This window comes from Enterococcus sp. MSG3299, assembly GCF_050555765.1.
GTDB classification, from domain to species: domain Bacteria; phylum Bacillota; class Bacilli; order Lactobacillales; family Enterococcaceae; genus Enterococcus; species Enterococcus faecalis.
Map to the genome: position 1 here is coordinate 658,956 of NZ_CP187869.1, position 25,398 is coordinate 684,353.

Annotated in this window: 20 protein-coding genes; 16 read left to right on the top strand and 4 right to left on the bottom strand. The window is 36.5% G+C overall.

Going from position 1 to position 25,398, the window contains the following annotated elements; translation table 11 throughout:
* Positions 1-38: 38 nt before the first annotated feature.
* A complete protein-coding gene (locus IGL23_RS03305) occupies positions 39-737 on the bottom strand; it encodes a helix-turn-helix domain-containing protein (protein ID WP_033595112.1) in 699 nt (232 codons plus the stop codon).
* A 125-nt stretch (positions 738-862) separates the two neighbouring features.
* Here IGL23_RS03305 and IGL23_RS03310 point away from each other — a divergent pair, with 125 nt between their 5' ends.
* The 16 genes from IGL23_RS03310 (at position 863) to IGL23_RS03385 (ending at position 21,839) form a co-directional block, all read left to right on the top strand.
* Positions 863-3,007 (top strand): heavy metal translocating P-type ATPase, encoded by a 2,145-nt coding sequence (locus tag IGL23_RS03310; protein WP_033595114.1) that lies wholly within the window; start codon positions 863-865, stop codon positions 3,005-3,007.
* Positions 3,008-3,130: 123 nt separating this feature from the next.
* Positions 3,131-4,555, top strand: a complete 1,425-nt coding sequence (locus IGL23_RS03315) for a helix-turn-helix domain-containing protein (RefSeq protein WP_033595116.1) — start codon at positions 3,131-3,133, stop codon at positions 4,553-4,555.
* Between the two features lie 68 nt (positions 4,556-4,623).
* Positions 4,624-5,535, top strand: a complete 912-nt coding sequence (locus tag IGL23_RS03320; protein WP_002355754.1) for an aldo/keto reductase — start codon at positions 4,624-4,626, stop codon at positions 5,533-5,535.
* Positions 5,536-5,722: 187 nt separating this feature from the next.
* Positions 5,723-8,371 carry a DNA polymerase I gene (polA, locus tag IGL23_RS03325; protein ID WP_033595118.1) on the top strand — a complete coding sequence of 883 codons (2,649 nt, stop codon included), beginning with the start codon at positions 5,723-5,725 and terminating at the stop codon, positions 8,369-8,371.
* A gap of 99 nt (positions 8,372-8,470) precedes the next feature.
* A complete protein-coding gene (gene mutM, locus IGL23_RS03330) occupies positions 8,471-9,313 on the top strand; it encodes a DNA-formamidopyrimidine glycosylase (RefSeq protein WP_002355756.1) in 843 nt (280 codons plus the stop codon).
* Positions 9,310-9,909, top strand: a complete 600-nt coding sequence (gene coaE, locus IGL23_RS03335; protein WP_002358808.1) for a dephospho-CoA kinase — start codon at positions 9,310-9,312, stop codon at positions 9,907-9,909. Before mutM ends, coaE begins: the two co-directional genes overlap by 4 nt.
* A 179-nt stretch (positions 9,910-10,088) precedes the next feature.
* Positions 10,089-10,571 carry a transcriptional regulator NrdR gene (nrdR, locus tag IGL23_RS03340; RefSeq protein WP_002381296.1) on the top strand — a complete coding sequence of 161 codons (483 nt, stop codon included), beginning with the start codon at positions 10,089-10,091 and terminating at the stop codon, positions 10,569-10,571.
* Between the two features lie 15 nt (positions 10,572-10,586).
* Positions 10,587-11,996, top strand: coding sequence for a replication initiation and membrane attachment family protein (locus tag IGL23_RS03345; protein WP_033595120.1), 1,410 nt, complete (start codon positions 10,587-10,589; stop codon positions 11,994-11,996).
* A complete protein-coding gene (gene dnaI / locus IGL23_RS03350; protein WP_002378086.1) occupies positions 11,996-12,925 on the top strand; it encodes a primosomal protein DnaI in 930 nt (309 codons plus the stop codon). Before IGL23_RS03345 ends, dnaI begins: the two co-directional genes overlap by 1 nt.
* 81 nt (positions 12,926-13,006) lie before the next feature.
* A complete protein-coding gene (locus IGL23_RS03355; RefSeq protein WP_033595122.1) occupies positions 13,007-14,215 on the top strand; it encodes a hypothetical protein in 1,209 nt (402 codons plus the stop codon).
* 13 nt (positions 14,216-14,228) lie between these two features.
* The gene (locus tag IGL23_RS03360; RefSeq protein WP_033595124.1) at positions 14,229-15,749 is read left to right on the top strand and encodes a membrane protein; all 1,521 of its coding nucleotides are present in this window, start codon (positions 14,229-14,231) and stop codon (positions 15,747-15,749) included.
* Entirely contained in the window at positions 15,739-17,322 is a 1,584-nt protein-coding gene (locus IGL23_RS03365) for a hypothetical protein (RefSeq protein ID WP_002355763.1), read from the top strand. The genes IGL23_RS03360 and IGL23_RS03365 overlap by 11 nt, the downstream gene beginning before the upstream one ends.
* On the top strand, positions 17,319-18,581 hold the full coding sequence (locus tag IGL23_RS03370) for a glycosyltransferase (RefSeq protein WP_002355764.1): 1,263 nt from the start codon (positions 17,319-17,321) through the stop codon (positions 18,579-18,581). The genes IGL23_RS03365 and IGL23_RS03370 overlap by 4 nt, the downstream gene beginning before the upstream one ends.
* A gap of 14 nt (positions 18,582-18,595) precedes the next feature.
* Entirely contained in the window at positions 18,596-20,662 is a 2,067-nt protein-coding gene (locus IGL23_RS03375; RefSeq protein ID WP_033595126.1) for a cellulose biosynthesis cyclic di-GMP-binding regulatory protein BcsB, read from the top strand.
* A complete protein-coding gene (locus IGL23_RS03380; protein WP_033595128.1) occupies positions 20,652-21,512 on the top strand; it encodes a hypothetical protein in 861 nt (286 codons plus the stop codon). Before IGL23_RS03375 ends, IGL23_RS03380 begins: the two co-directional genes overlap by 11 nt.
* A 15-nt stretch (positions 21,513-21,527) precedes the next feature.
* Positions 21,528-21,839 (top strand): hypothetical protein, encoded by a 312-nt coding sequence (locus tag IGL23_RS03385; RefSeq protein WP_002355767.1) that lies wholly within the window; start codon positions 21,528-21,530, stop codon positions 21,837-21,839.
* Positions 21,840-21,885: 46 nt separating this feature from the next.
* Here the strand turns inward: IGL23_RS03385 and IGL23_RS03390 are convergent, their stop codons facing one another.
* From IGL23_RS03390 to IGL23_RS03400, 3 genes are read right to left on the bottom strand one after another with little or no spacing between them, the layout of a single operon-like run.
* Positions 21,886-23,040, bottom strand: coding sequence for a pyridoxal phosphate-dependent aminotransferase (locus IGL23_RS03390; RefSeq protein WP_002355768.1), 1,155 nt, complete (start codon positions 23,038-23,040; stop codon positions 21,886-21,888).
* A gap of 15 nt (positions 23,041-23,055) precedes the next feature.
* Complete coding sequence (locus IGL23_RS03395; RefSeq protein ID WP_002355769.1) at positions 23,056-23,778, bottom strand: amino acid ABC transporter ATP-binding protein; 723 nt, start codon at positions 23,776-23,778, stop codon at positions 23,056-23,058.
* Complete coding sequence (locus tag IGL23_RS03400) at positions 23,771-25,234, bottom strand: ABC transporter permease subunit (protein WP_002355770.1); 1,464 nt, start codon at positions 25,232-25,234, stop codon at positions 23,771-23,773. Before IGL23_RS03400 ends, IGL23_RS03395 begins: the two co-directional genes overlap by 8 nt.
* Positions 25,235-25,398: the final 164 nt, after the last annotated feature.

The following is a 25,398-nucleotide window of genomic DNA, read 5'->3' on the forward strand; positions in this document are numbered from 1 at the left end:
AAGTCCTTGAGATACATGGCTCAATCTTTTTTGTAGAATCAGAGTAAATACTGTAATTCCACAAAGAATTCATTTAAAAGCGTTTGGTCTTTAAAGGAATTCATCCGCTTAAAGATGGCCAGTAAGACTTCTTTTTGAGGTTCAGTTAATTGATCTACTTTTAACAAAGGAAGAAAAGCGATAATCAGAGAATAATCTAATTCTGGATTTTGAGAATGTGTAAATAATTCATGGAGTTCTGACAAAATAAACGGATGATAATAAGATTGGTCAGACTGTTCTTCTGCAGTTGTTGGTTCATAAATAGAAATACTCTCTTGGGAATGAGAGGGGGCTTCTACTGTTAACGGAAAAGCATAAAAGGACTGCTGTAACTTTTGCGTTTGAATCATAATTTTTAAGGAATCGTGATAGGATAGCTGTTCTTCAGATAAACGTACCATCAACTGAGTAAAAAAAGGTGGTTTTAGCAGTTGTTTATTTTGAAAATTTTCTTTTAATAGCTGGCGCACAAATCGATCGAAATCACCATAAAGTAGCCAATCTACTGTTGTATCGCAGGCTTTAGCGATTTTTTTTAAGTATCGTTTATTGGGTAAATTCAAACCTAGTTCCCAGTTACTAATTGTACTTCCACTAGATAAACCAATTTTATTGGCTAAATAACGTAAAGTGTACTTCTTCTTTTTTCGAGCTTCACGCATGCGTGCCCCGACTTGCTTTGTAGTAATTTTCATTGAAACACTCCTTTTGTAATAAATATGAGGATAAGGTGTTCTTAAAATATACATACGCAAAATTCGGCTCTTTTTTTTTCTAAACTAAAAAAAGTAATTATTTCTAACAATTTTCATCTTGTGCTATGCTTAAGATGAAAATACTTAAGAAGAGAAGGGATCATATGTCAGCAAAACATAATCATGAACAACACCAGGAAAAACAGCCAACAATGTCCCACGATAAAATGAATTACATGAATCATGATATGGCGCATGAACAAATGGCTATGTCACACCAACATGAAGGAATGAAGGGAATGGATCATTCAATGCATATGGGGAATTTTAAACAAAAATTCTGGCTGTCATTGATTTTAGCTATTCCGATTATTGTTCTTTCACCAATGATGGGTTTTCAATTACCTTTTCAATTTACTTTTCCAGGTTCTGATTGGTTGGTCTTAATTTTAGCAACTGTGCTATTTTTTTATGGTGGACAACCATTTTTAAGTGGCGCTAAAATGGAACTACAGCAAAAGAGTCCAGCAATGATGACGTTAATTGCGATGGGGATTTCGGTATCATATTTTTACAGCCTATATGCGTTTTACATGAATCATTTTACGAATCAGGCCCACGTGATGGACTTTTTCTGGGAATTAGCCACTCTGATTGTTATTATGCTTTTAGGCCATTGGATTGAAATGAATGCTATTTCTAATGCTGGTGATGCCTTGAAAAAAATGGCTGAACTGTTACCTGACACAGTCAAACGAATGACTGAACATGGGGAAGAAGAAATTCCTTTGCAAGATGTTCAAGAAGGCGATCGCTTGATTGTTCGTTCGGGAGATAAAATTCCGACAGACGGTAAAATTTTGAAAGGAAGCACAACAGTCGACGAATCGATGGTTACAGGGGAATCAAAAACAGTAGAAAAAAACATTGGCGACTCCGTGATTGGTGGAGCTGTCAATGGCAACGGAATGATTGAAATTTCGGTAACTGGCACGGGTGAAAATAGTTACCTGTCAAAAGTTATGGAGATGGTTAAACAAGCGCAATCGGAAAAATCAAAACTAGAATCCATTTCAGACCGTGTAGCCAAGTGGTTATTCTATATTGCCTTATTCGTAGGTGTGTTAGCATTTATCGGTTGGTTACTCGTAACGAAAGATTTGTCGCTAGCATTTGAACGAATGGTTACAGTTTTTATTATTGCCTGTCCCCATGCGTTAGGCTTAGCAATTCCTTTAGTGATTGCTAGAAGTACCTCCATTGCTGCTAAAAATGGCTTACTTTTAAAAAATCGGAACGCATTAGAACAAGCCAATAAGGTTGAATATGTGTTGCTGGATAAAACTGGAACTTTAACAGAAGGACAATTTACAGTTACTGGCTTAGAATTAATGAGTAAGCAGTTTACTAGAGAAGAAGCACTTAAATATATTGGGGCATTGGAAAAAAATGCAAATCATCCGTTGGCAATTGGGATCATGAACTATTTAAATAAACAAGCCGTTCAACCTTATGAAGCCCATAATCTGCAAGCTTTATCAGGCGTAGGACTGGTTGCTACTGTTCAAAACCAAGAAGTCAAAATAGTCAATGAAAAAGAAGTTGCACGGTTACAGTTAACCTTTGATGAAACAATTAAAACAAACTATCAAGAGCAAGGAAATACCTTGAGCTATTTAATCATCGCTGGTCAATTAGTCGCACTGCTTGCTTTAGGAGATAAAGTCAAACCAGAAGCTAAAACATTTATTGCAGAGTTACAAGCGCAAGGAATTACGCCAGTCATGTTAACAGGGGATAATCAAACAGCCGCCAGTGCAGTTGCTAATTATTTAGGAATGAAGGAATACTACGCAGAGCTCTTACCAGAAGATAAAGAAAAAATTGTGCAACAATATCTTACTGAGGGACATCAGGTCATGATGGTAGGAGACGGTATTAACGATGCACCAAGTTTAGCCCGTGCTTCAATTGGCATTGCGATAGGCGCTGGTACAGATGTAGCGATTGATTCGGCAGATGTTGTACTGACGGATAGTGATCCTAAAGATATTTTAAGGTTCTTAGATTTAGCCAAACAAACACGACGTAAAATGATCCAAAATCTTTGGTGGGGAGCTGGGTACAATATTGTCGCCATTCCTTTAGCGGCTGGGGTTCTTGCACCAATTGGGATTGTTTTAAATCCAGCTGTAGGTGCTGTCTTGATGTCATTAAGTACAATTATTGTAGCAGCAAATGCTATGACACTGCATATTTCAAAAAAATAATTCGATATAATTGTAGAGAGCGGAAAGTAATCAATACTTTTTGTTCTCTATTTTTTTCTTCTTAAAAAAATTTTTGCCTTATTTGACGTATTCTTATAACAAGGGAGTGAAAGGGGACGATATATGGATTTCAAGGAATTATTGTCTTTTGAACATAAAAATATGTTGGAATTGTTGGATTTACTGCAACAAGAGCAGACATTTTCTGTTTTGATGGCTGCAGAAAAACTAAAGGTGAGCGACAAAACAATCCATTGTTACATTCAACGTTTTGAAAAAAAGCAGGAAACGTTTAAGATAGAAGGGCTTTGTAAGATTTATACAACGACCAAAGGAATTGTAAAATATCGTGAATTATGCGTTTGTGGCTTGGCTCGATTTAGACAAAAATTTTGTTATTTTATTCCCGAATTTTATATTTTACGTTGTCTAATTGAAGAGCGAATCAATTATGCGCAATTGACCCAGGTATTGGGATTACAGGAATCAACTCTTCGGAAGAAACTTTCTAATATTCGACGTTGGCTAGTTAATTTTGATATTATTGTACGTCAAAAACATTACGATTTAACTGGCAATGAATGGCAAATTCGACAGTTAATCCTTTGTTTTTATTTGTTTTTTCAAGAAAGCTGTCTGGAAGAAAACAGAGAAATGACTCGGAAAATCATTACCTTTTTTGAGTTGGATTTAAATGTAGCACAACAGAATCATCTTAGTTGGCTAATTTATATTTGGGAGAGACGATACAGAGGCGGGCATGAAATTTCAGTGCCAAATGCTAATTTATTTCAACAAACAAGTGCTTTTTTTTATTTATTTCGTGTGGAAGTGTTGAGCACTTCTTTTATGTCTCTTAAAGAACAAAAAGCGTTATTTGTGATTCTTGAAGCACATTTTGGTGGTTGTTTTGGCAAGAGAGCGCGAAAGTATTTTATTCATGAGCAAATGAAAATAGAAAGTTTATGCTTAAAAACAGCTATTTTTATTATGAAAGAAATTAGGAGAAATTTTACACAACATCATTTTAATTATCAAGAAATTCATTTATGTCGATTTTTAAGTACGCATATGAATAGTTTATTAGACGGACAAGCATGGTTGCCAGCTCATAAACAGGAACAAACACTCGCTGTACGTTATCATCAAACTTGGCACAGATTACAGAAACTAATTAGGCTTTTAAAGCGCCTGTATCCAGTCTTTACTTCAGTAAAAGAAAGGGAATTGACGAGTTGCTATTTTTATCACATCCTAGATTTATTTGACCCGATTTTATATGAAAAAAAATATATTATTTGCCTATTGACGGACTTTCCTCCAGAAAAGGAACAAGCGTTGGGGCAATCTATAAAAAGCTATTTCAGTGAAAAAAAGAATATTACAATTATTCATGGAAAACCAGCGTATCAACTTCACCAAGCACACCTCTTAATTGTCAATCATTTGTTTCAGATGAACGTAGCGCTTTCTTCTGAGACAGTTGTTTATTTGCCAGAGGAATTATCTCCTGCTTTTTTTGAAAAAGTCGAAGCGAATCTATCGTAAGAAGTCCAATTTTGTCTAAATAGTGTTAAAATGAAGAAGTAAGAGGAATGGATGAGGAGGATATTAAAATGAAACAACTGCAATTTGGTACAAGTGACGAAACAGTTTCTTCGGTTATCTTAGGATGTATGCGCTTAAATGGTGCTGAAAATCCTCAACAGGTAATTGAAACTGCTTATGATCATGGCATTACATTTTTTGATCACGCCGACATTTATGGTGGCGGCGACTGCGAAACCATTTTTGGTAAGGCCTTAAAAGAAAGTACCATTCGTCGTGAAGATATTTTTATACAAACGAAATGTGGGATTCGTCAGGGCTTTTTTGACTTTTCAAAAGCACATATTTTAGAAGCGGTCGAAGGGAGTTTACAGCGTTTAGGTGTAGATTCAGTCGATGCATTATTGTTGCATCGTCCAGATACTTTAGTGGAACCAGAAGAAGTAGCTGAAGCTTTTCATTTATTAGAAAAACAAGGGAAAGTTCGCTATTTTGGTGTAAGTAACCAAACGCCAGGACAAATTGAACTTTTAAAAACAGCTGTTAAACAACCGTTATTAGCCAATCAATTACAATTTGGCATCAAGCATACTGGCATGGTGGATCAAGGCTTACAAACAAATATGGAAATATCAGGAAGCATTGATTATGATCATGGTATTTTAGATTATTCACGTTTGAAACAAATGACTATTCAAGCATGGTCACCGTACCAATATGGTTATTTTGAAGGTGTCTTTATTGGAAATGAAAAATTCCCTGAGTTAAATCAAAAATTAAGCGAATTGGCTGAAAAATATCAAACAACGCCAACTGGCTTAGCCAGCAGCTGGATTCTGCGCCACCCTGCTAATATGCAAGTCATCGCAGGAAGTATGAATCTTGGTAGAATTGAAGAAATTGCTAAAGCAGCAGACATTGTGATTAGTCGCGAAGATTGGTACGATATTTATCGTGCAGCGGGAAATGTTTTGCCGTAAAAAGATTCTCATACTTGTGAAGATCCAGCGTGTATTGCTGATTGATTTTGGTATTTGATATAGTTGTCACTAAGGAACTATGTCAAATACCTTTTTCTTTCATTCTGCAATCGCCGTCTACTGCAAATTCTGTAGTTTTTTGTTAAAATAGAAAGGAAACTAGTTTGCTAAAGATGAGGGGAAAAAAATGACCAAAAAAAAATTATTACTCGTTGATGGAAACAGTGTAGCCTTTCGTGCATTTTTTGCGCTACATAACTCATTAGAACGATTCAAAAATAAGAACGGCTTGCATACAAATGCTATTTATGCATTTAACAATATGTTTGAAAATGTAATGCAAAAAGAAATGCCTACTCATGTTTTAGTCGCTTTTGATGCAGGGAAAACCACATTCAGAACAGAATTTTATTCAGAATATAAAGCCGGACGTTCAAAAACACCTGGGGAATTTAAAGAACAAATGCCGTATATTCGTGAACTTTTAGAAGGTTTAGGCGTAAAATATTATGAACTACCTAACTATGAAGCAGATGATATTATTGGTACATTAGCCAACAAAGTTGATAAAGATGAATTTGATGTTGTCGTGTTATCAGGGGACCGAGATTTGACACAATTAGCGACGGACACTGTCAAAGTAGATATCACTGTTAAAGGAGTTAGCGATATTGAATCATATACGCCTGAGCATATTGCTGAAAAATATGATGGGTTAACGCCTAAGCAAATTATTGATATGAAAGGGTTGGCTGGCGACACGTCGGATAACATTCCAGGTGTAACGAAAATCGGTGAGAAAACCGCGATTAAGCTGTTAAAACAATATGGCTCAGTTGAAGGGGTTTATGAGAATATTGATGAAATGAAAAAAAGCAAAATGAAAGAAAACTTGATTAATGATAAAGAGCAAGCCTTTCTTTCTAAACGTTTAGCGACAATTGAAGTCAATGCACCAGTCGAAGTCAATGTGGAAGAATTGGCATATGAAGGAAAAAACTTAGAAAAATTGGTTCCTTTTTATAAAGAAATGGACTTTAAACAATTTTTAGCTAAGTTGGACATTACAGAAGAACCTGTTGAAATGGAAGATATTTTATTTGAAGTAGTTGAAGATCAGTTAACCAATGAAATGTTTACAGACGATATGGCTCTTTATGTTGAGATGATGGAAGATAACTATCATACGTCACCGATTGTCGGCCTTGCTTGGGGCAATAACAAGAAGATTTATACCACGAATAATTTAGCTGTTTTTGAAAGTCAGCCATTTATCGACTGGTTGATGGATGAGACACGTAAAAAAAATGTCTATGATGCAAAACGGACGTACGTTGCACTAAATCGCTATGTAGGAAAAATGACAGGGATTGCCTTTGATGTTTTATTGGCTGCTTATTTACTTGATACCAATGACAATAACGCGGATATTGAAGGCGTAGCACAACATTACGGATATGATGCGATTCAATCTGATGAAGCCATTTATGGAAAAGGGGCCAAAAAAGGCTTGCCAGAGGACGAAGAAGTTTTCTTTGGTCATTTAGCACGTAAGATTAAAGCAATTCAATTTTTAACAAGCAAATTAGATAGCGAATTAACAGAAAAAAATCAAGCTGATTTATTCTATAAAATGGAATTACCACTTTCTCGTATTTTAGGCGATATGGAAATAACTGGGATCCGTGTTGATGCCACGCGCTTAAAAGAAATGCAAGTAGAATTTTCAGAACGCTTGAAAGAAATCGAAGAAAAAATCTATGCAGAAGCTGGCGAAGAATTTAATTTGAATTCACCTAAACAATTAGGCGTTATTTTATTTGAAAAAATGGGCTTACCTGTGATCAAAAAGACGAAAACTGGCTATTCAACAGCGGTAGATGTTTTAGAACAACTAAAAGAACAAGCACCAATTGTGGCAGATATTTTAACTTATCGTCAAATTGCCAAAATTCAATCGACCTATGTTGAAGGACTCTTAAAAGTAATTCAGCCAGATAATAAAATTCATACTCGGTATGTACAAACACTGACACAAACAGGACGATTAAGCTCAGTAGATCCCAATTTACAAAACATTCCTATCCGTTTAGAAGAAGGCCGAAAAATTAGAGAAGCCTTCGTACCAAGAGAGGATAATTGGTTGATTTTCTCTTCTGACTACTCTCAAATTGAGTTACGTGTGCTCGCGCATATTTCTAATGACGAGCATTTAAAAGAAGCATTTGTGGAAGGACAAGATATCCATGCCAGCACTGCAATGCGAGTTTTCGGTGTTGAAAAAGCAGAAGATGTCACACCTAACATGCGTCGTCAAGCTAAAGCGGTGAATTTTGGAATTGTCTATGGTATCAGTGATTATGGCTTGTCTCAAAACTTAGGCATTACTAGAAAGCAAGCGCAACAATATATTGACACCTATTTTGAAAAATATCCAGGCGTGAAACAGTACATGGAAGAGATTGTCCGCGATGCCAAAGACAAAGGCTATGTGGAAACATTGTATCATCGCCGTCGTTATTTAAGTGATATTAATTCAAGAAACTTTAATCTACGTTCGTTCGCTGAACGTACAGCGATTAATACACCGATTCAGGGAAGTGCCGCAGATATTTTAAAAATTGCGATGATTGAAATGGCGCGTCGTTTAAAAGAAGAAAAATTACAAGCGACAATGTTATTACAAGTGCACGATGAATTAGTTTTTGAAGTACCAGAATCAGAATTAGAACAATTAAATCAACTCGTCAAAGAAGTGATGGAGCACGCAGTTTCCTTACATGTGCCACTTATCACCGATAGCAGTTGGGGAAAAACATGGTATGAAGCAAAATAATAGCTTACCCATTAAGAACGATGAATAAAATAAGGATAAGTAGGATCTGGACGTTGATATCTAAGCGTTCAGACCTCTTTATATAAAGGAGCAAAAATAATGCCAGAATTACCAGAAGTAGAAACAGTGCGAAAAGGACTTGAAAAACTTGTTGTAGGAAAAACCATTCAAGAAGTCATTGTTTTTTGGCCAAGAATTATTGAATCACCAGAAGTTGATGTATTTCAAGGTCAATTAGCTGGTCAAACGATTGAAGGGATTGAGCGAAGAGGAAAATTTCTGATTTTTAAATTGTCTGATAATGATATGATTTCTCACTTACGGATGGAAGGAAAATATGAGTTTCATCAGGCTGATGATGAAATTGCCAAACATACCCATGTAATGTTTACTTTTACAGATGGCACGCAATTACGTTATTTAGATGTACGGAAATTTGGGCGTATGACATTGGTTCCTAAGAATCAAGGTCATCAATATAAAGGGATTTTAGCTTTGGGCCCAGAGCCAACACCAGATGTTTTCCAATTAGCTACTTTTCAACAAGGCTTGAAAAAGCATCATAAAGCAATTAAGCCATTGCTGTTAGATCAAAAGCTAGTGACGGGCTTGGGGAATATTTATGTAGATGAAGCACTTTGGCAAGCGCAAATCCATCCAGAACAACCAGCAGATTCCTTAAAACCTGCGGAAGTTGCTACGTTGTATCAAGCAATCATTGACGTCTTGGCACGCGCTGTTGAAGCAGGTGGAACCACCATCCGCACCTATCTAAACGCGTTAGGAGAAGCAGGGACTTTTCAAGTAGCGTTGAATGTCTACGGGCAAACAGGCTTACCTTGCAATCGTTGTGGTACGCCAATTGTTAAAACAAAAGTGGCACAACGTGGTACGCATTATTGTCCACAATGCCAACAATTGAAAGGTCGTCGATTGAAATGACAAAAGTTTTAGGCATTACAGGAGGGATTGCGACAGGTAAAAGTACGGTTGTTGCTCTTTTTAAAAAAGCGGGTTATCCAATTGTTGACGGCGACATTATCGCCCGCGAAATTGTTGCAAAAGGGCAACCAGCCTTAGCCGCAATCGTTGAAACTTTCGGACCAGAAATAGTATTAACAACTGGTGAATTGGATCGGAAAAAATTAGGACAATTAATTTTCGCTAGTCCTCAAAAAAGAGAGCTGTTAAATGAAACGCTGAAACCTTTTTTAAGAAAAGAAATTTTACGTCAAATTGAAGAAGCTAAAAAGAAAGCCTCCCTGGTTATTGTTGATATTCCTCTGCTTTATGAAGCTCATTATGAGGCGATCATGGATCAAGTTGCTGTGGTATATGTACCAGAAAAGATTCAAAAAGAGCGTCTGATGGCCCGAAACCAATTAACAGAAGAAGAAGCGCAACAACGAATTGCTAGCCAATGGCCGATTGAAATGAAAAAAGAACGAGCAGATATCGTGTTTGATAATCAAGGAACTAGAGAAGAAACGGAACAACAAGTGAAGAAGTGGCTAGAGGAACAAACTGGAAAGAAGTGAATATTTTTTAAATGGCGTAAAATGTTTTGAAAATTTCAGAAAAAACAGTGAAAGTCTTTGTTTTTATTAAAGAATGGCAAAGATTCAACTAAGAACCAGTTCTAAAGACCTAGTAATAGCGCAATTTCATGTTATAATATAGGCAACAAAAATTATACAGAATAGAAGAGGTGAACGTTATGCGTTGTCCAAGATGTCATCATAATAATTCCCGTGTTATTGATAGCCGTCAAGCAGATGATGGACGTGCAATTCGCCGTCGTCGTGAATGTGAAAATTGCAGTTATCGGTTCACTACATTTGAAAGAATTGAAGCGGCGCCATTACTTGTAATCAAGAAAAATGGGGATCGTGAAGAATTTAATCGTGATAAAATTTTGCGTGGGCTCATTCGCTCTGCGGAAAAAAGACCCGTTGCTATGGAACAAATGGTTCAAATTGTCGATAATGTTGAAAATCGAGTGCGTAGTTTAGGGGAAAATGAAGTCTCTACAACGCTTATCGGTGAATATGTGATGGAAGATTTAGTCAATCTAGATGAAATTGCCTACATCCGCTTTGCGAGTGTTTATCGACAATTCAAAGATATGAGCGTGTTTTTGAAAGAGTTACAGGACATTGTCGACAAAGCAAAATCTTCTTCTCCTGACTCAGAAAATTAAAAAGGAGGTCTTTCTTTGAAAGGAAATCGGCAAAGAATCCAACCAAAAAATATTTTTCAAGCGGTTATTGATTCACCGCTTTCTGATCAAGAGAAAGAGGTTTTAACCTTTTTATATCAACCAATTGTTGGCGCCAATGCGTTTAGTTTATATTGGCTTTTGTTATCTGAAACAACAGACTCAGAGGAGGATGGCTCGCTGTTTCATGCAGATTTAATTAGTTTGCTGGACTTGAGTTGCCAACAATTAGAAGAAGCTTGCTACAAATTAGAAGGCATTGGGTTGCTAGAAACGTATAAAAAAACAGATCGGGAATTAGGAGATTGTTATTTATATTATTTAAAAGCACCTGAAACAGCCGCTCGTTTTTTTAAAGATGAAGTGTTAGCTTTAGTGTTATTTAATCGGGTTGGACAACGGAAATTTGATCAATTAGTGCAAAAGTTCCAACCGCATCCTACTAAAACAGAGGGCTATCAAAATGTTTCCGCTAGCTTTCAAGAGGTTTATGCCTTTAAAGAAGAACAAATTGTTTCCGAAGCGAACCGATTGACAACGATTCAAGAAACTTTTTCTCAACAAGAAAAATCGAAGAAAATTTCTGTATCAACGGATTCTTTTGATTGGCTCTATTTTGTGGAAGGTTTGCACCGCTTAGGTTTACAACTGCCTGAAGATGAGGCTAGTTTTCAAGAAGAAGTCTATGTTTTTCATCAATTATATGGCATCAATGAGTTAGATATGGTAGACTTTGCTTCGAAATCATTTGACTATTATACAAGTCGAATTTTGCCTAAGGAATTAGTGCGAACGATTCATCAAGCGTTTGATCCTGATAAAAAACCACAACCAACAAACGTAGTGACAAACAAGCAAGCACAATTGACGGTGGAAGAGCAACAAACGTATCGATATAACGCATTAAAAATGAATGGTTTTTCTGAACTGGATATTCAAATGATTATGGATAGTGAAAAGAATCCGCCTATTCAATATTTAAAAGCTTTAAAAAATAGTCGAGGCGGCTATACGACACCACAAGAACGTTCATTAGTGAAATATTTGGTTGCCAAATCAGGCTTACCGACTAGTGTGATTAATATTTTGATTAACTATGTTTACAATATTCAACAACAACCGACTTTAAAAGCGGAGTATGTGAATCGAATTGCGAATGAATGGGGACAAAGTGGCATTCATTCACCAGAAAAAGCAATTGAACATGTCAGAGAATTGGCAAAACAAAGCCAAACCAAACAAAAACAGCGACAACAAAATTATTCAGGGAAACGCCAAACTGTTCGACAAGAGCGATTGCCAGAATGGGCAGATCAGCCAAACGATGAAACAAAACTTTCCCCAGAAGAACAAGCCGAGTTAGATCGACAAATTCAAGAATTTTTAAACCAAGGAGGTGACCAATGATGGAAGACGTAGGAAAAGAAATGTCAAAAATTATCCAGAAGCGTGACATCAATGAACGATATGAAGAGCTGGTTAACGAAGTATTGAAAGATCAAGATGTTCAAGCCTTTATACAAGCAAACCGAGAGCGTTTAAGCGATGAAGATATTCGTAAAAGTTATGCTAAGCTGTATGAATTTGTTCAAGAAAAAAAGAAATTTCAAGTAAACGATCCGGCAATGATTGCCCCCGGCTATGAGCCAAGATTAATGTTGAATTTTCATTACATTGATGTAACATATGTCCCAACGGCTGATTTAATCGCCCGTCAGAAGGAAGAAGAAATTCGCAATCGAGTAAGGGCAATGGACATGCCAAAAGATGTCCGAGAAGCAAATTTACGAGATTTCGATCCATCTTCTCAAGGTCGAGCCAAAGCGTTAGCAGAAGCAATGCAATTTTTAAGAGAGTATCCTGCGACACCAAAAGAATTTCATAAAGGGCTCTATTTACAAGGCCCATTCGGTGTAGGAAAATCTTTCTTATTAGGTGCGATGGCTAATGCTTTAGCAGAACGTGGATTTACTACGACAATTGTTCATTTTCCAACATTTACAGTAGAAATGAAGCAAGCCATTGGTCGCGATCAAGTTGGTGAAAAGCTCGATGCAGTAAAAAAATCCCCTATATTAATGATTGATGACATTGGTGCGGAATCCATGACTAGTTGGATTCGTGACGACGTTTTAAGCGTAATCTTGCAATACCGAATGCAAGAACAATTAGTTACTTTTTTCTCTTCCAATCTAGATTTAAAAGCTTTAGAAGAGCATTTAACCGTGACGCAACGAGGAGAACAAGAGCCGCTAAAAGCCAGACGAATTATGGAACGTGTGCGTTATCTGTCAAAAGAGATTACGATGACAGGAAATGATCGACGAAACGGTTAAAGCAATCCTTTTATTTTTATGGATTGCTTTTTTTCTTGCGTTTGAAGAGGTAGCGTAAGTTTCGCAAAAACAAGTACTTTTGTGTACACTGACAATAAAGAAGTGAGGAAAAGAGGCGTAACAATGAAGAGAAAACTTTGGATTTTTATTGGGGTATTCGTGGTGCTTCTGGGAGGATATTTTCTTTTGTTTAGAGAAAAATCCTATAAAGTAGAGGTGGAAAAAGTGAATCCAAAAATTCAACGCTTAATATCGACAGACAAACAACATTTTTTAACAAAACATGAATTTCACACAAAAGAAACCGCTGAACGCAAAGATTTGTTGAAGTTTTTTATTGAAACCCGGCTCAAAACAGACGGCGGCTTTTTAACCAATTATTTACCAGATGCTGAACGCAAAGATGTCGCCACAGGACATGAGCTGCTAAGTGAGTCTTCGGGTCTATATTTGCGTAATTTAGCTTTTGATACGCAGGGACGTTTTGATAATTTTTACAAGCAGACGAAAGACACCTTTTACGACGGCGTCCAATTTAGTTACCGAATTGACGAGCAAGGCAATAAGTACAATGTCAATGCCTCGATTGATGATTTACGGATCATTCGTTCATTAATTGAAGCAGGGGGGCATTTTAAAACAGATCAGTACGATCAAGAAATTAAAAAATTAGGCAAGAGTTTTATGAAAACCTCTATGAAAGATAATATTCTAATTGATTTTTATGATAGTAAATCAAAACAACAGTCTTCAGAAACTTCTTTGTTTTATATTGACTTAATTACGCTGGGTTATTTATACAAAGAATTTGGGATTTCAGCAGACTACTTGCAGTATCATTACCAATTAATAGACGATGGCTATATTTCTGATGATTTACCTCTTTATCAAACGAAGTTTAATCATCAAACAAATAAATACGAAAACAACGGAACACTTAATATTATTGAATCTTTATTAACGATTGTCCATTTAAGTGAAGTGGGTATGGCGAAGCAGACTAGTATTGATTTTGTGCGAAAACAAGTTCAGCAAGGGACGCTTTTTAACTCGTATGATTTAAATGGATCACCTGTGGACAAAAATCAATCTGCAGCCAGTTATGCGATAGCGGCTTTAATTGGTGTTGCCGAAAATGACAAAGAGTTGTATCGTGCGGCAATCACAGTACTTAATAATTTTCAAATTATGGATTCAAGCAGTCCGATTTATGGAGGATTTGGTGATAAAGTTACGAAACAAGTCTATTCCTATAATAACTTAATGGCTCTTTTGGCCTATGATTTCTAGATGAGGTGAAAGCATGGAAAAGATCAAAAAACACATGAACTCGGCTTTTAAATGGTTGAGTCGTTATATTTCTCCAAGTCTTTTGGCCGTTTTAGGGATTGGGTTAGTGACAAGCATTTTGTTATTTGTTTATCCGATTAATGGCTTGGGAGATAATGGCGAGTATTTTCGTGTGTTAAATTCAAATAGTCTTTATCGTGTCAATGGTGATAGCTACGACAATGTGGCCTATTTTGTTAAGGACTTTTCAATTATGCGTTATTTTAATGAAACAACGACGCACTTTGTTTCCACTCAACAATTTTTCATCACCATTGCCATTTGGCTTAATAAACTTTTTTATAGTCAAACACTTTTCGATATTCGTTTCTTAGGTTTCGTTTATCTTAGTTGTTTTTTAGTGTCAATTTATATTCTGGTACGAGGCTTAACCGAAGGCGTATCTTTGAAAAAAAGTTATCTTATCTCCTTGTTGGTTATTTTCATCTTGGGGGATACCTCCTATACGATTTATTTTAATTCCTTTTATACAGAAGCGACGAGTTTTTTACTTTCTGTGAGTGTCTTAGCATTTTCAGTCTATTTTTATCGGGTGACGAAACCACGAACTTGGCTCAGAAGAATAGTTTTGGTTATCTTGGCACAAGCAGTAGTACTTTTAATAGGAACAACACGCCAAGAATATTTGCTGATTATTGGCGTAATTATTGCTGGATTAGGATTTTTTGTCTACTTGTCACAACGTTATCAACGATTGTCAATGACGGCCTTTTTAATTGCGTTGATTGGTTTTACAACGTTAGCAGCTTTTATCGTTCCTAACGATATCTATGAACGTGATGTCTACCACAGTATGACGCGCGGTGTAATGAAGGATAGTAAGGTTCCAGATAAACGGATGTCAGAGGGCGGAATCAACCCGCAATATGGGTTGCAAAAGGGACGTTCCTACTTTGAAGAATACAGTCCTGTATCACCAACTTCTGAACAAATGAAAAAAGATTTTTTTGATAAAACGAGTTTTGGATGGGTGTTATTGAATTATTTAAATTATCCATCTGAATTATGGCAAGGACTGAATTCAGCGGTACCAAATGTTTACTTAGTAAAGCCTAATAATGTGGGGAATTTTGAGAAAACGACGGGGCGTGCACCGCTGGAACAATCTAAATTTTTTATGGTGTATAACCGTATTAAAGCCAGTTTTTTTCCTAAAAACTTTGCTTTCTATCTATTATTAGGCGTGATTCTGTTTGGTTTATATGGCGTTGGTTTATACAGAGGAATCAAGAGAAACGAACCCAGATTAGTTTTTCGCTTCTTTTTAATGACAGGAATTTATCTAAATTTATTAGTTGTTTTCATTTCAACAATTATTATTGATGGGGATAGTGACTTAGTACGTCATTTGTTTTTAGTCTCAGTATTTTTAGATTTTCTCTTGTTACAAATTGTTTCTGATGTTATTGGTAAACGAATGTGGCAAGATACAACACCACAAGTCATTGGGGAGGTAGAGGGAATTGAAAAATAAACAATATCTTATTGGCTGGGTGTGTTTCTTACTCTTTTTCGTTTTTTGTGGCTTTGCCAAACCGGCGCTGGCTGCACCAAGTAAACATGTCTTACTTGTCTATGACAGTTTGAATATTGCTGGGAAAAAAGAAAATGATGTGGATGCTTTACAACGAGTGTTGACGAGTTTTGGGGTAGAAGTTCAGAGTGTGGCGGTGTCAGACTATGTGCCTGGCGAATTGCTAAATGATGGCTATGACAGTTTGATTTCTATGGTGAATTGGCCTGAACAAGCCGGCGTTATTGCCTCTGATTTTCTAGCGGATCGAGTTCATTTTAAAGGCAAACAATTACACATTGGTCGAAACATGCGTGACGATGAAAAACAATATTTTAGCGGTACGTGGAAAGAATTAAGTCATCGTCAATATCGGTTAGAAGATGAAAAAAACCGTTTTTCTCAAGTATTGCCTTTTCAAGATCAATCAGTTGTGCTGGAAAATACGCAAGGTCAGACGGTTGGCCGATTAAAAACACAAGAATTAGCACCAGAAGAATATCCATTTGGTGTAATTGAGAATGGGCATGCTTTTCTACCAATGTTTGAACGCAAAGGCGCTGTTTTTTTAGAAAGCTTAGACGTAATTAGTCAATGGCTGGAAAGTGAAAAAATGTCACGGCCGTTTTTGACGATTTCTGATTTTAACCCGTTAAGAGATATGTCTGTGGCAACCTATTTGCAAGAAGAATTAGTTAAAACCACGTATCCTTATATTTTATCCAGTACGAGCGTTTCACAAAACAATACGATTTTACCTTATAAACTATTTACGAATGCGTTACGTGCGTTTGCTTCGACGGGGGTTATTTTCTTAGAAACACCGGTCGTTAACAATGTTGATTTAAATGACCAACGTGCCTTGAAACAATTGATGGAGCAGCAGATTAGTTTATTGGTCGACAGACATGTCTATCCAGTAGGCATTTCTGCTCCAGGATACTGGAATCAAGACCTTCAATACCAAGAGGATGGTCTAGCAATTAGTGATACAGTGATTCTAAGAGAAAATCCGCCGATTGAACGCGTTTTTTATCGGAACCAAACGGGAGAATCAATCACTTATAAGAATGCTTTGTTTGATTTACCGTATGATTATTTATCGGGGATTGAATGGACGGATAAAGATAATCCGAATGACTATCGATTTCCAATGCCGACCACCATTAGTTTTTCATTTCCAAATTCTAAAAAAGAAGTGGATCATCTAATTCAAGAAGTCAAGGAAGCACCAATAGTGTTTAGTGTTTCAGAAGCGGATCAACATTTCACTGTTCAAACACAAACGCAGAAAATCGAATTTCGGAATAATCGGTTCTTCTTAAACAATCAAATTGTCAATGGTTTGGCTGATACAGGGGCCTCAACAGTTGAAAAACAACGATTTACAGGGTTATTTTCATTCTTTTTCAGTATTACAAACAATATTTTGATTGGCGTTGTCACGCTGACTTTAATCATCCTGATTATTTTGTTTATGATTGGACGAAAGAATTATCGGTCGAAATATATTAATAAGGAGGAAGACAAATGACCATTGCTGACATTGTAATGTTAACAGCAACTATCATTATTTGGAGTCTACTAATTGTAAATATTCTCTTAGTTATTTTTGGCTATGTTTATTATTTAAAAACAGATCCTGTCGCACCACCACCTGTAGAGGACGAAGACGCGCCGTTTGTTTCAATTATGGTGCCGGCCCATAATGAAGGAATTGTCATTGTGCGGACAGTTGAAGCGTTATTGAATTTTAATTATCCGCAAGATCGCTATGAAATTATTGTGATTAATGACAACTCAAGTGATAATAGTGCTGAGCTTTTAGCGAACGTCCAAAAAAAGGCGGTTAATCGAAATTTGCAGATTATTAATACAGACAATATAACAGGTGGGAAAGGTAAGTCTAATGCCTTAAACATTGGTTTCAAGCAAGCCAAGGGGGACGTGATTGCCATTTATGATGCGGACAATACACCTGAACCGAATGCACTCCGTTATTTAGTTGGAGAATTAATCGCTAGTGAGGAATACGGCGCGGTTATTGGTAAATTTAGGACGAGAAATCGCAATGCAAGCTTGTTGACACGCTTTATTAATATCGAAACACTGGCCTTTCAATGGATGGCACAAGCCGGTCGTTTTCAATTATTTAAGTTATGCACGATTCCTGGCACAAATTTCATTGTTCGTCGTAGTATTATTGAAGCCATTGGCGGCTGGGATGACAAAGCGTTAGCCGAAGATACAGAAATCAGTTTCCGCATCTATATGATGGGCTATAAAATTAAGTTTCAACCAAAAGCAGTGACGTGGGAGCAAGAGCCACAAACTTTGTCAGTTTGGTTCCGACAACGGACGCGATGGGTCAAAGGCAATATTTATGTTATTGTTAAAAATGCTAAATTATTGTTTAATCCTAAAGCGAGTCGGATTCGTTTTGATATTTTATATTTCTTGTCCATTTATTTTCTCTTAATGACATCGCTCGTTTTGTCAGACATCATGTTAGTTTTATCAATGTCTGGTTACTTAACAACGACCCTGCAAGGATTTAGCAATTCCTTGTGGTTGTTAGCGATTTTGTTATTTATTTTCAGTACTTTTGTCAGTATTACGACCGAAAAAGGCGAAATGACTTTAGAGAATATCTTAATTATTGCCTTGATGTATATTACATACAGTCAGATGTGGCTAGTAGTCGCCGCTTATGGCATGGTGATGTATATTAAAGAAAATGTTTTTCATAAACAAACACAAACAAAATGGTACAAAACTGAACGATTTAAATAAGGAGGAAACGTGCAATGAAACAAAAAACAGTCACTTTAATAGGGTTGTTCTTTCTGACAATTCTGATTGGTGTCGCAAGTCCGACCGTATACGCCGAAAATAAAGAACAAGACAACCATACTTTTACACAACCTTTTCAAAATAAAACAATCTCTTTAACAGGTACTTCTGTCCGTAGCACCATGTATTTTACAAAAATTGATTATTGGGACGTAAAAAAAGCATCATTCAATATGACCTACCAAATCACACAATTAAAAAATAATCAGACCTCAGATTTAACTGTGGCAGTTAATGGTGTGAAGTTTTATTCTTGGCGTCCTGAAAATACGACTGGTATTCAACAAAAGACGATTGAAATCCCTTTGGAACTGATTAAAGAGACAAATACATTGACTGTTGAGGGCCAAATTATTAATCAGGCAGGAAACGACATGTATAATTTAATTGAAACTCCAGCAAATTGGTTAACGATGTATGAAGGATCTAACGTAAACTTCCAATACGATTTACAATTACCAGAGAATACAATTCATTCTTTTTATAATCATTTTGTGGGAGCAGACACGATTGCAAATAAACACAGTGTTATTTTGACACCAGAAAATGCATCGGAAAAAGAATTAGCTGCAGCGACCCATGCGTTAGCTGGTGCTGCTCGTTTGATTACTACCTCAGAAGAATTGTTGCCAATGGCTTCTTTGAACAAAGAACAGTCAGCACCCTATCAGTTGATTATTGCCAGCTATGATAAATTACCAGATCAGTATAAAAGTCAAATTGATAGCAAACGTGTGGCGGACCAGGCTGTCTTAAAATTTTTCAATCAATCAGATAAGCATGTTTTAGTAGCTACTTCTAAAGATGAGGACTTACTTGTTCGTGCAGGACGTTATTTAGCAAACTATGAATTAATGACCCAAACAGATAAAGAAGAGACAACAGTTGATGAGAATACCGATACGTTTAGTTCAACTTTAGAATTTGATGGAAATTATCCATTAACCTCAACGGGGGACAAACTAGAAGGGGCCTATCACCAAGAACAAACGTACTTTGTCAATTTACCAGTGGATCGAAACAATGCCAATGGAAGTCGCGTGCATTTACATTTTAAATACGCTGAAAACTTAGATTTTGATTCTTCTTTAGTGACGGTCTATGCCAATGATAAACCAATTGGCAGCAAGAAATTAACCGCTGCTCGTGCGAACGGTGATGAATTAAATCTCGAATTTCCAAAGAACTTAGAAATTGCTGATAGTTTTGTTTTAAAAGTTGCTTTTGATTTGAATGTTAAATCACCAGAAGTTTTGCGAAATGGTCAGACTCCATGGGCCTTTATTGAAAATAATTCGAATGCGTTTATTCAAACAGAAGAACTGAATGACATATTATTTAACAACTATCCGAACATTTTTATCAGAAGCCGTTCTTTTGCTGATTTAGCGATTTTATTACCAGAAAAAATGGACGACAACTATTTTAAAGTGTTGACCAATTTATTTAACTTAATTGGTAATTATGCCGAAAGTAATGTCGGTGAGATTACGTATTATAAAAAAGCGCCTAAAAATGCGGCATTAGAAAATCATAACTTGATTATTTTTGGTACGCCTAAGGATAATCCGATGATTCGTAAGTTAAACGATCAGTTATATTTCCATTATGATAAGGACTTCACACGTTTTGTTTCAAACGAGAAACTGAGCATTGAAAAAGATTATGGTAAACAAATCGGTACGGCGCAGTTAATGTTTTCTCCATATAATGCGAAAGCCGCGGCGTTAATCTTAACAGGAGCTAAATCACAAGGTGTCTTTTTAGCCTCTACACAAGTGAATACAGAGAAGAATACTTCTATGTACAAAGGAGATGCCATTGTGGTCGATCCGAACTATCGTCGCTATGATTATCGTTTCAAAAAACGTGTAAGCAACGTTAGCAACGAATCATTAGGTAAACGAATTGTCAATAATCATAAATTAATGATTTATCTATTTGTCTTCTTAATTGGTATGACTATTATTGGATTAAGTGCGTTCTTCATCGTGAAGAAGAATTTGAAAGGTGGGGAATAGAGTGAATCAAAAACGAGTGACCTTACTTTTGGATTTAACTTTGTTAGTAGGAATTGTTTTGGTTGTCGGCACAACCATCTTTATGGCCTTAGGAACGAATGATTTCTTTGTGGACTTAAGTTGTCTATTAATTTCAGTTATCTTAATTATCGTTACCTATTTTGTAGGAATTACAGCGGGGTTAACATTTTCGCTTATATTTATTTTTCTACAATTGACTTATGTTGTATATCAGTATGTCTATCATGATTTGTTTAGCTATGGCTCATTATTTTGGCTAATCATGCCGCCGCTCTACTGTTTAACAATCTATGCAGTGACTTATCAAATTCGTACGATTGAAGAAGAAAATATTCGCTTACGTAAAGAAACTTCACGGTTAAATGCGTTAGATGCAGTAACTAATTTAAGAACAGCAAAAATGTACGAGGAAGGATTCGATTTATTTTCTGACATTTCTACACGTTATGAAGCGCCGTTATATTTAGTCGTGATCCGAGTGGCCTATTGGGAAAGTATTCGTAACTTATTAAGTCCTGAACAAAAGAATGAATTGCTACAAATCGTGACAGCGGCGATTAAAGAGACAACGGATGATCGCTTATTACCATACTTTATCGACGGCACACCGCCGACTTGGGCGTTATTAATTTTCCGCGATGGGGATGATGGATATACTACTAGAAAAGAATTCAAACAACAAGCTCAAGAGAAATTTGCCCATTCTGAAACCTTAAGGAATATTACTTTGACATTACAAGTTTCCTATACCAAATATGATCCTGCCGAATTTAACAACGCTTCAGAATTTTTAGGGGATGGAATTAATTCTCTTCAATATGATGTTTAAAAAGGAGGCAAACAAATGACTGAAAAACTTGCTGTTTTTACAGGGAAATTAGCAGAGGCTGGTGTGTTAAATGAGACGCAGCCATTGTCAATGCGATTACATTTAGAAAATATCCAAGCAGAAAGTGATCCAGAATCCATTGTGCCCTTATTTTCTCATGGGGTAATTTTAAACATACTTGTTGAACAGTTAGAGGAAAGTATCCCGCTGTCTCACTTGAAAAAAGGGACCAAAGTCCGTTTCACAGTCGTGGGCTTGCCGCCGATGACTATGTCGATTCCACCGCATGTTGGTGGGCAAGCGATTGAATTGATAGAAGAAATCTAAAAAGCTTCTGCATTAGCTATGATTATTAGCTAATGCAGAAGCTTTTTTATTCAAAGGTCATTCTTTCAATTCGATCGAACGCTTCCTTTAATAAATCTAAATTTTGTGTTGCGGCTAAACGAATGTACTCATCGCCCGTTGTTTCACCAAATGCTTTTCCAGGAATCACTAATACCTGTGTCTCTTTTAAAAGCTTTTCCACAAAAGGAACGGAAGTTAGTCCGGTTTTTTGAATGTTAATGAAGGCGTAAATACTTCCTTTGACTGGATGAAGCGAAAGGAAAGGGATCTTTGCTACTCGTTGGGCCACATACTCTAAACGTGTTTGGAACACTTCAACGATTGGGTCTACAAATTCGTCAAAATGTTGTAACGCATAGATTCCTGCTTGCTGTGACAACGTAGGCGCAGAATACGTAACGCCTTCATTAATTAATTTGGCTACTTCGTTAATATAGTCTGGGGCAATCATATAACCAATACGCCAACCAGTCATTGCAAAGGCTTTTGAAAAGCTACCAAAAGTGATAGTATTTTCTGGAGCAAACGTAGCCATGGGAGTAAACGTTTCTTGGAAACAAAAGGCTTCATAAACTTCATCTGAAAGAATGTATAAGTTGTGTTCAATCGCTACCTGTGCGATTTCTCTGAAAGTTTCTTCAGAGAAAACAGCGCCTGTCGGGTTATTCGGTGAATTTAGAATAATCGCTTTGGTTTTAGGCGTGATTTTTTCTTTCAAAAGAGCTACATCAATTTGGAAACCATCTTCTTCATAGGTTGGTAAAAAGACCGGAACGCCATCTGCTAAAAGGACTTGGTCTTTATAAGGAGAGAAATAAGGTTCATGAATAATCACTTCATCTCCAGGATTTAGAATCACTTGTAAGGCAAGGTACATTCCGTGCAGAGCGCCAACTGTGGCCCGGACTTGATTCGGTTGAAAAGATAATTGATAATGTGACTGATAAAACTGAATGACCGCCTCAATGAATGCCTCGCTACCATCAGAAGCGGTATATTTTGTATGCCCATTTTTGGCATCGTTAGCTGCTTGTTCGATAATCCGCTCATCGGTAATTAAGTCAGGGTCACCAATCGATAAATCGATTAAATTTGGGGTCTTTTTCGCCAATGTTGCAATATCCATGAGTAAATTTTCAGTAGGTTGTTGGTAACGTGTTGCGATATTCTTGCGATCCATACCAGGTGCTCCTTTTTATAAAACTTTTCTTAGAAAATCTTGTGTTCTTGGGTTTTGTGGCGCATCAAAAATTTCTTCAGGTGTGCCTTCTTCTTGAATAATTCCTGCATCCATAAAAATGACACGGTCCGCAACTTCTTTTGCGAAGCCCATTTCGTGGGTAACCACCACCATTGTCATCCCTTCAATAGCTAAATTTTTCATAACGGATAGCACTTCACCCACCATTTCAGGGTCTAAGGCAGAAGTTGGTTCATCGAACAGCATTACGTCAGGGCGCATGGCTAAAGCACGAGCAATCGCTACCCGTTGTTGTTGCCCACCAGAAAGTTGAGCGGGATAATTTTCTTTTTTATCTGATAAACCAACTTGTTCCAGTAAGGAAAGAGCATGTTCTGTGGCTTCGGCAGCGGCTTCTTTTTTTACTTTAACAGGACTAATCGTTAAGTTTTCCAAGACATTTTTATGCGGGAAAAGATTGAAATTTTGGAATACCATTCCCATTTTTTGACGAAGTTGATCAATGTTGGTATTTTTATCTAATAAATTTTTTCCTTCAAATTCAACGCTGCCACCAGTTGGTGTTTCTAATAAGTTCAGGCAACGTAAAAAAGTACTTTTACCACTACCAGAAGGGCCAATAATTACGACAACTTCACCAGCTTCAATTTCTAAGTCAATTCCTTTAAGTACTTCATTTTTTCCGAATGTTTTCTGTAAGTTTTTAATGTTAATCACTAGTACTCATTCTCCTTTCAGCAACACCTAATAGACGCGAGATAGTAAAGGTTAGGACGAAATAAATTAACGATACAATTAAGTAAGGTAAGAAGGGTTTAAAACTTGCTCCTTGAACGTTGCCAGCTTGGAAAATTAGTTCTGAAACACCAATGACTGAAACAACGGAAGATTCTTTAATTACTGTAACAAATTCGTTGCCTAACGCTGGTAAAATATTTTTAATAGCTTGTGGGAAAATGATGTATCGCATTGCTTGGTTTTGATTCATTCCCAAAGAACGAGCAGCTTCCAATTGTCCTTTATTAACCGCCTGAATACCAGCGCGAATAATTTCTGCTACATATGCACCACTGTTTAAAGAAAGAGCAATACAACCAGCTGCTACTTTTGATAAGTCTAAACCAAGAACGCCTGTCCCGAAATAGACAATAAAAATTTGAACAAGCAAAGGAGTGCCACGAACATATTCAATATAAGCAATGGCAATGCCACGTAAAATTTTGGAATTGGCTAACTTCATTAAGGCAAGTAATGCCCCTAAAATGGCACCAAACAAAACACCAATGAAAGCTAGGAAAATGGTATAGCCTGCACCGTTAAGGTAGAACTTTCCATACTTTTGTAAAAAGCTTTGATCTTTTTGGAACATTAATTGATTGGCTTCTTTTTTATAACCGTCCATTAATTTTTGATCATTAATTTGTTTAATAGAGGCATTTACTTTCTCCGTCAAAACGGGCGCATCTTTAGGAAAAGCAACGGCAGTATCTTTTGAGCCTTTTTCAAAGGTAACATCAGCAAAAGCTAAATCCTCATTTTGAGAAACATAGGCTTCGCCAACCGGTTCTTCCATAACGACTGCATCTAATTTATTATTTTTTAGATTCATAATTAAATCTGGAATTTTTTGAAGAGAAGTAGGGACAGCACCGGTTAATTCGGTTTTAATTAATTCTTCTTGTGTCGTTTGCTTTTGGGCACCTGCACGAACGCCTTCGAAATCTTTAGTGGAATGAAATTTATCTTTGTCTTCTTTCCGAACAATGACTCTTTGTTGAACATTCATATATGGTTGAGAAAAAGCTACTTCTTTTAATCGTTCAGGCGTTGGCGACATGCCTGAGATGACCATGTCAATCTTGCCAGTTTTTAAGGCCCCTAACAGAGCATCGAAGCCTAGTTCTTCGATTTTTAATTTAACGCCTAAATCGTCGGCAATTTTTTGAGCAATAGAAATATCAAAACCGACAATTTTATCTTCACCATCTACTTTTGCATGAAATTCATAAGGGGCATAGTCTGCGGATAAGCCGACAACTAGTTCTCCCTTTTGGATGATTTTGTCATAGACTGGATCGTTTTCGGCTGCAAAAGTTTCTTTAATAGGTAATAATGAGAGCAACAAGAATAAAATTGGTAAAATCGTCTGTAGCCATTTTTTACATTTGGTCATTTGCGTAAACTCCTTTTTGTATTATTTTTATAAATATTCAAAAAAAGCGAATAAATGTATAAAAATTTATTGTGTTATGATGTGGTTTATCATATCATAGAATATGTAAAAGGAAAAGTAGTAGAGTTGAAAAAATACAACTTTTTCAAAAAAAATTTCAAAAG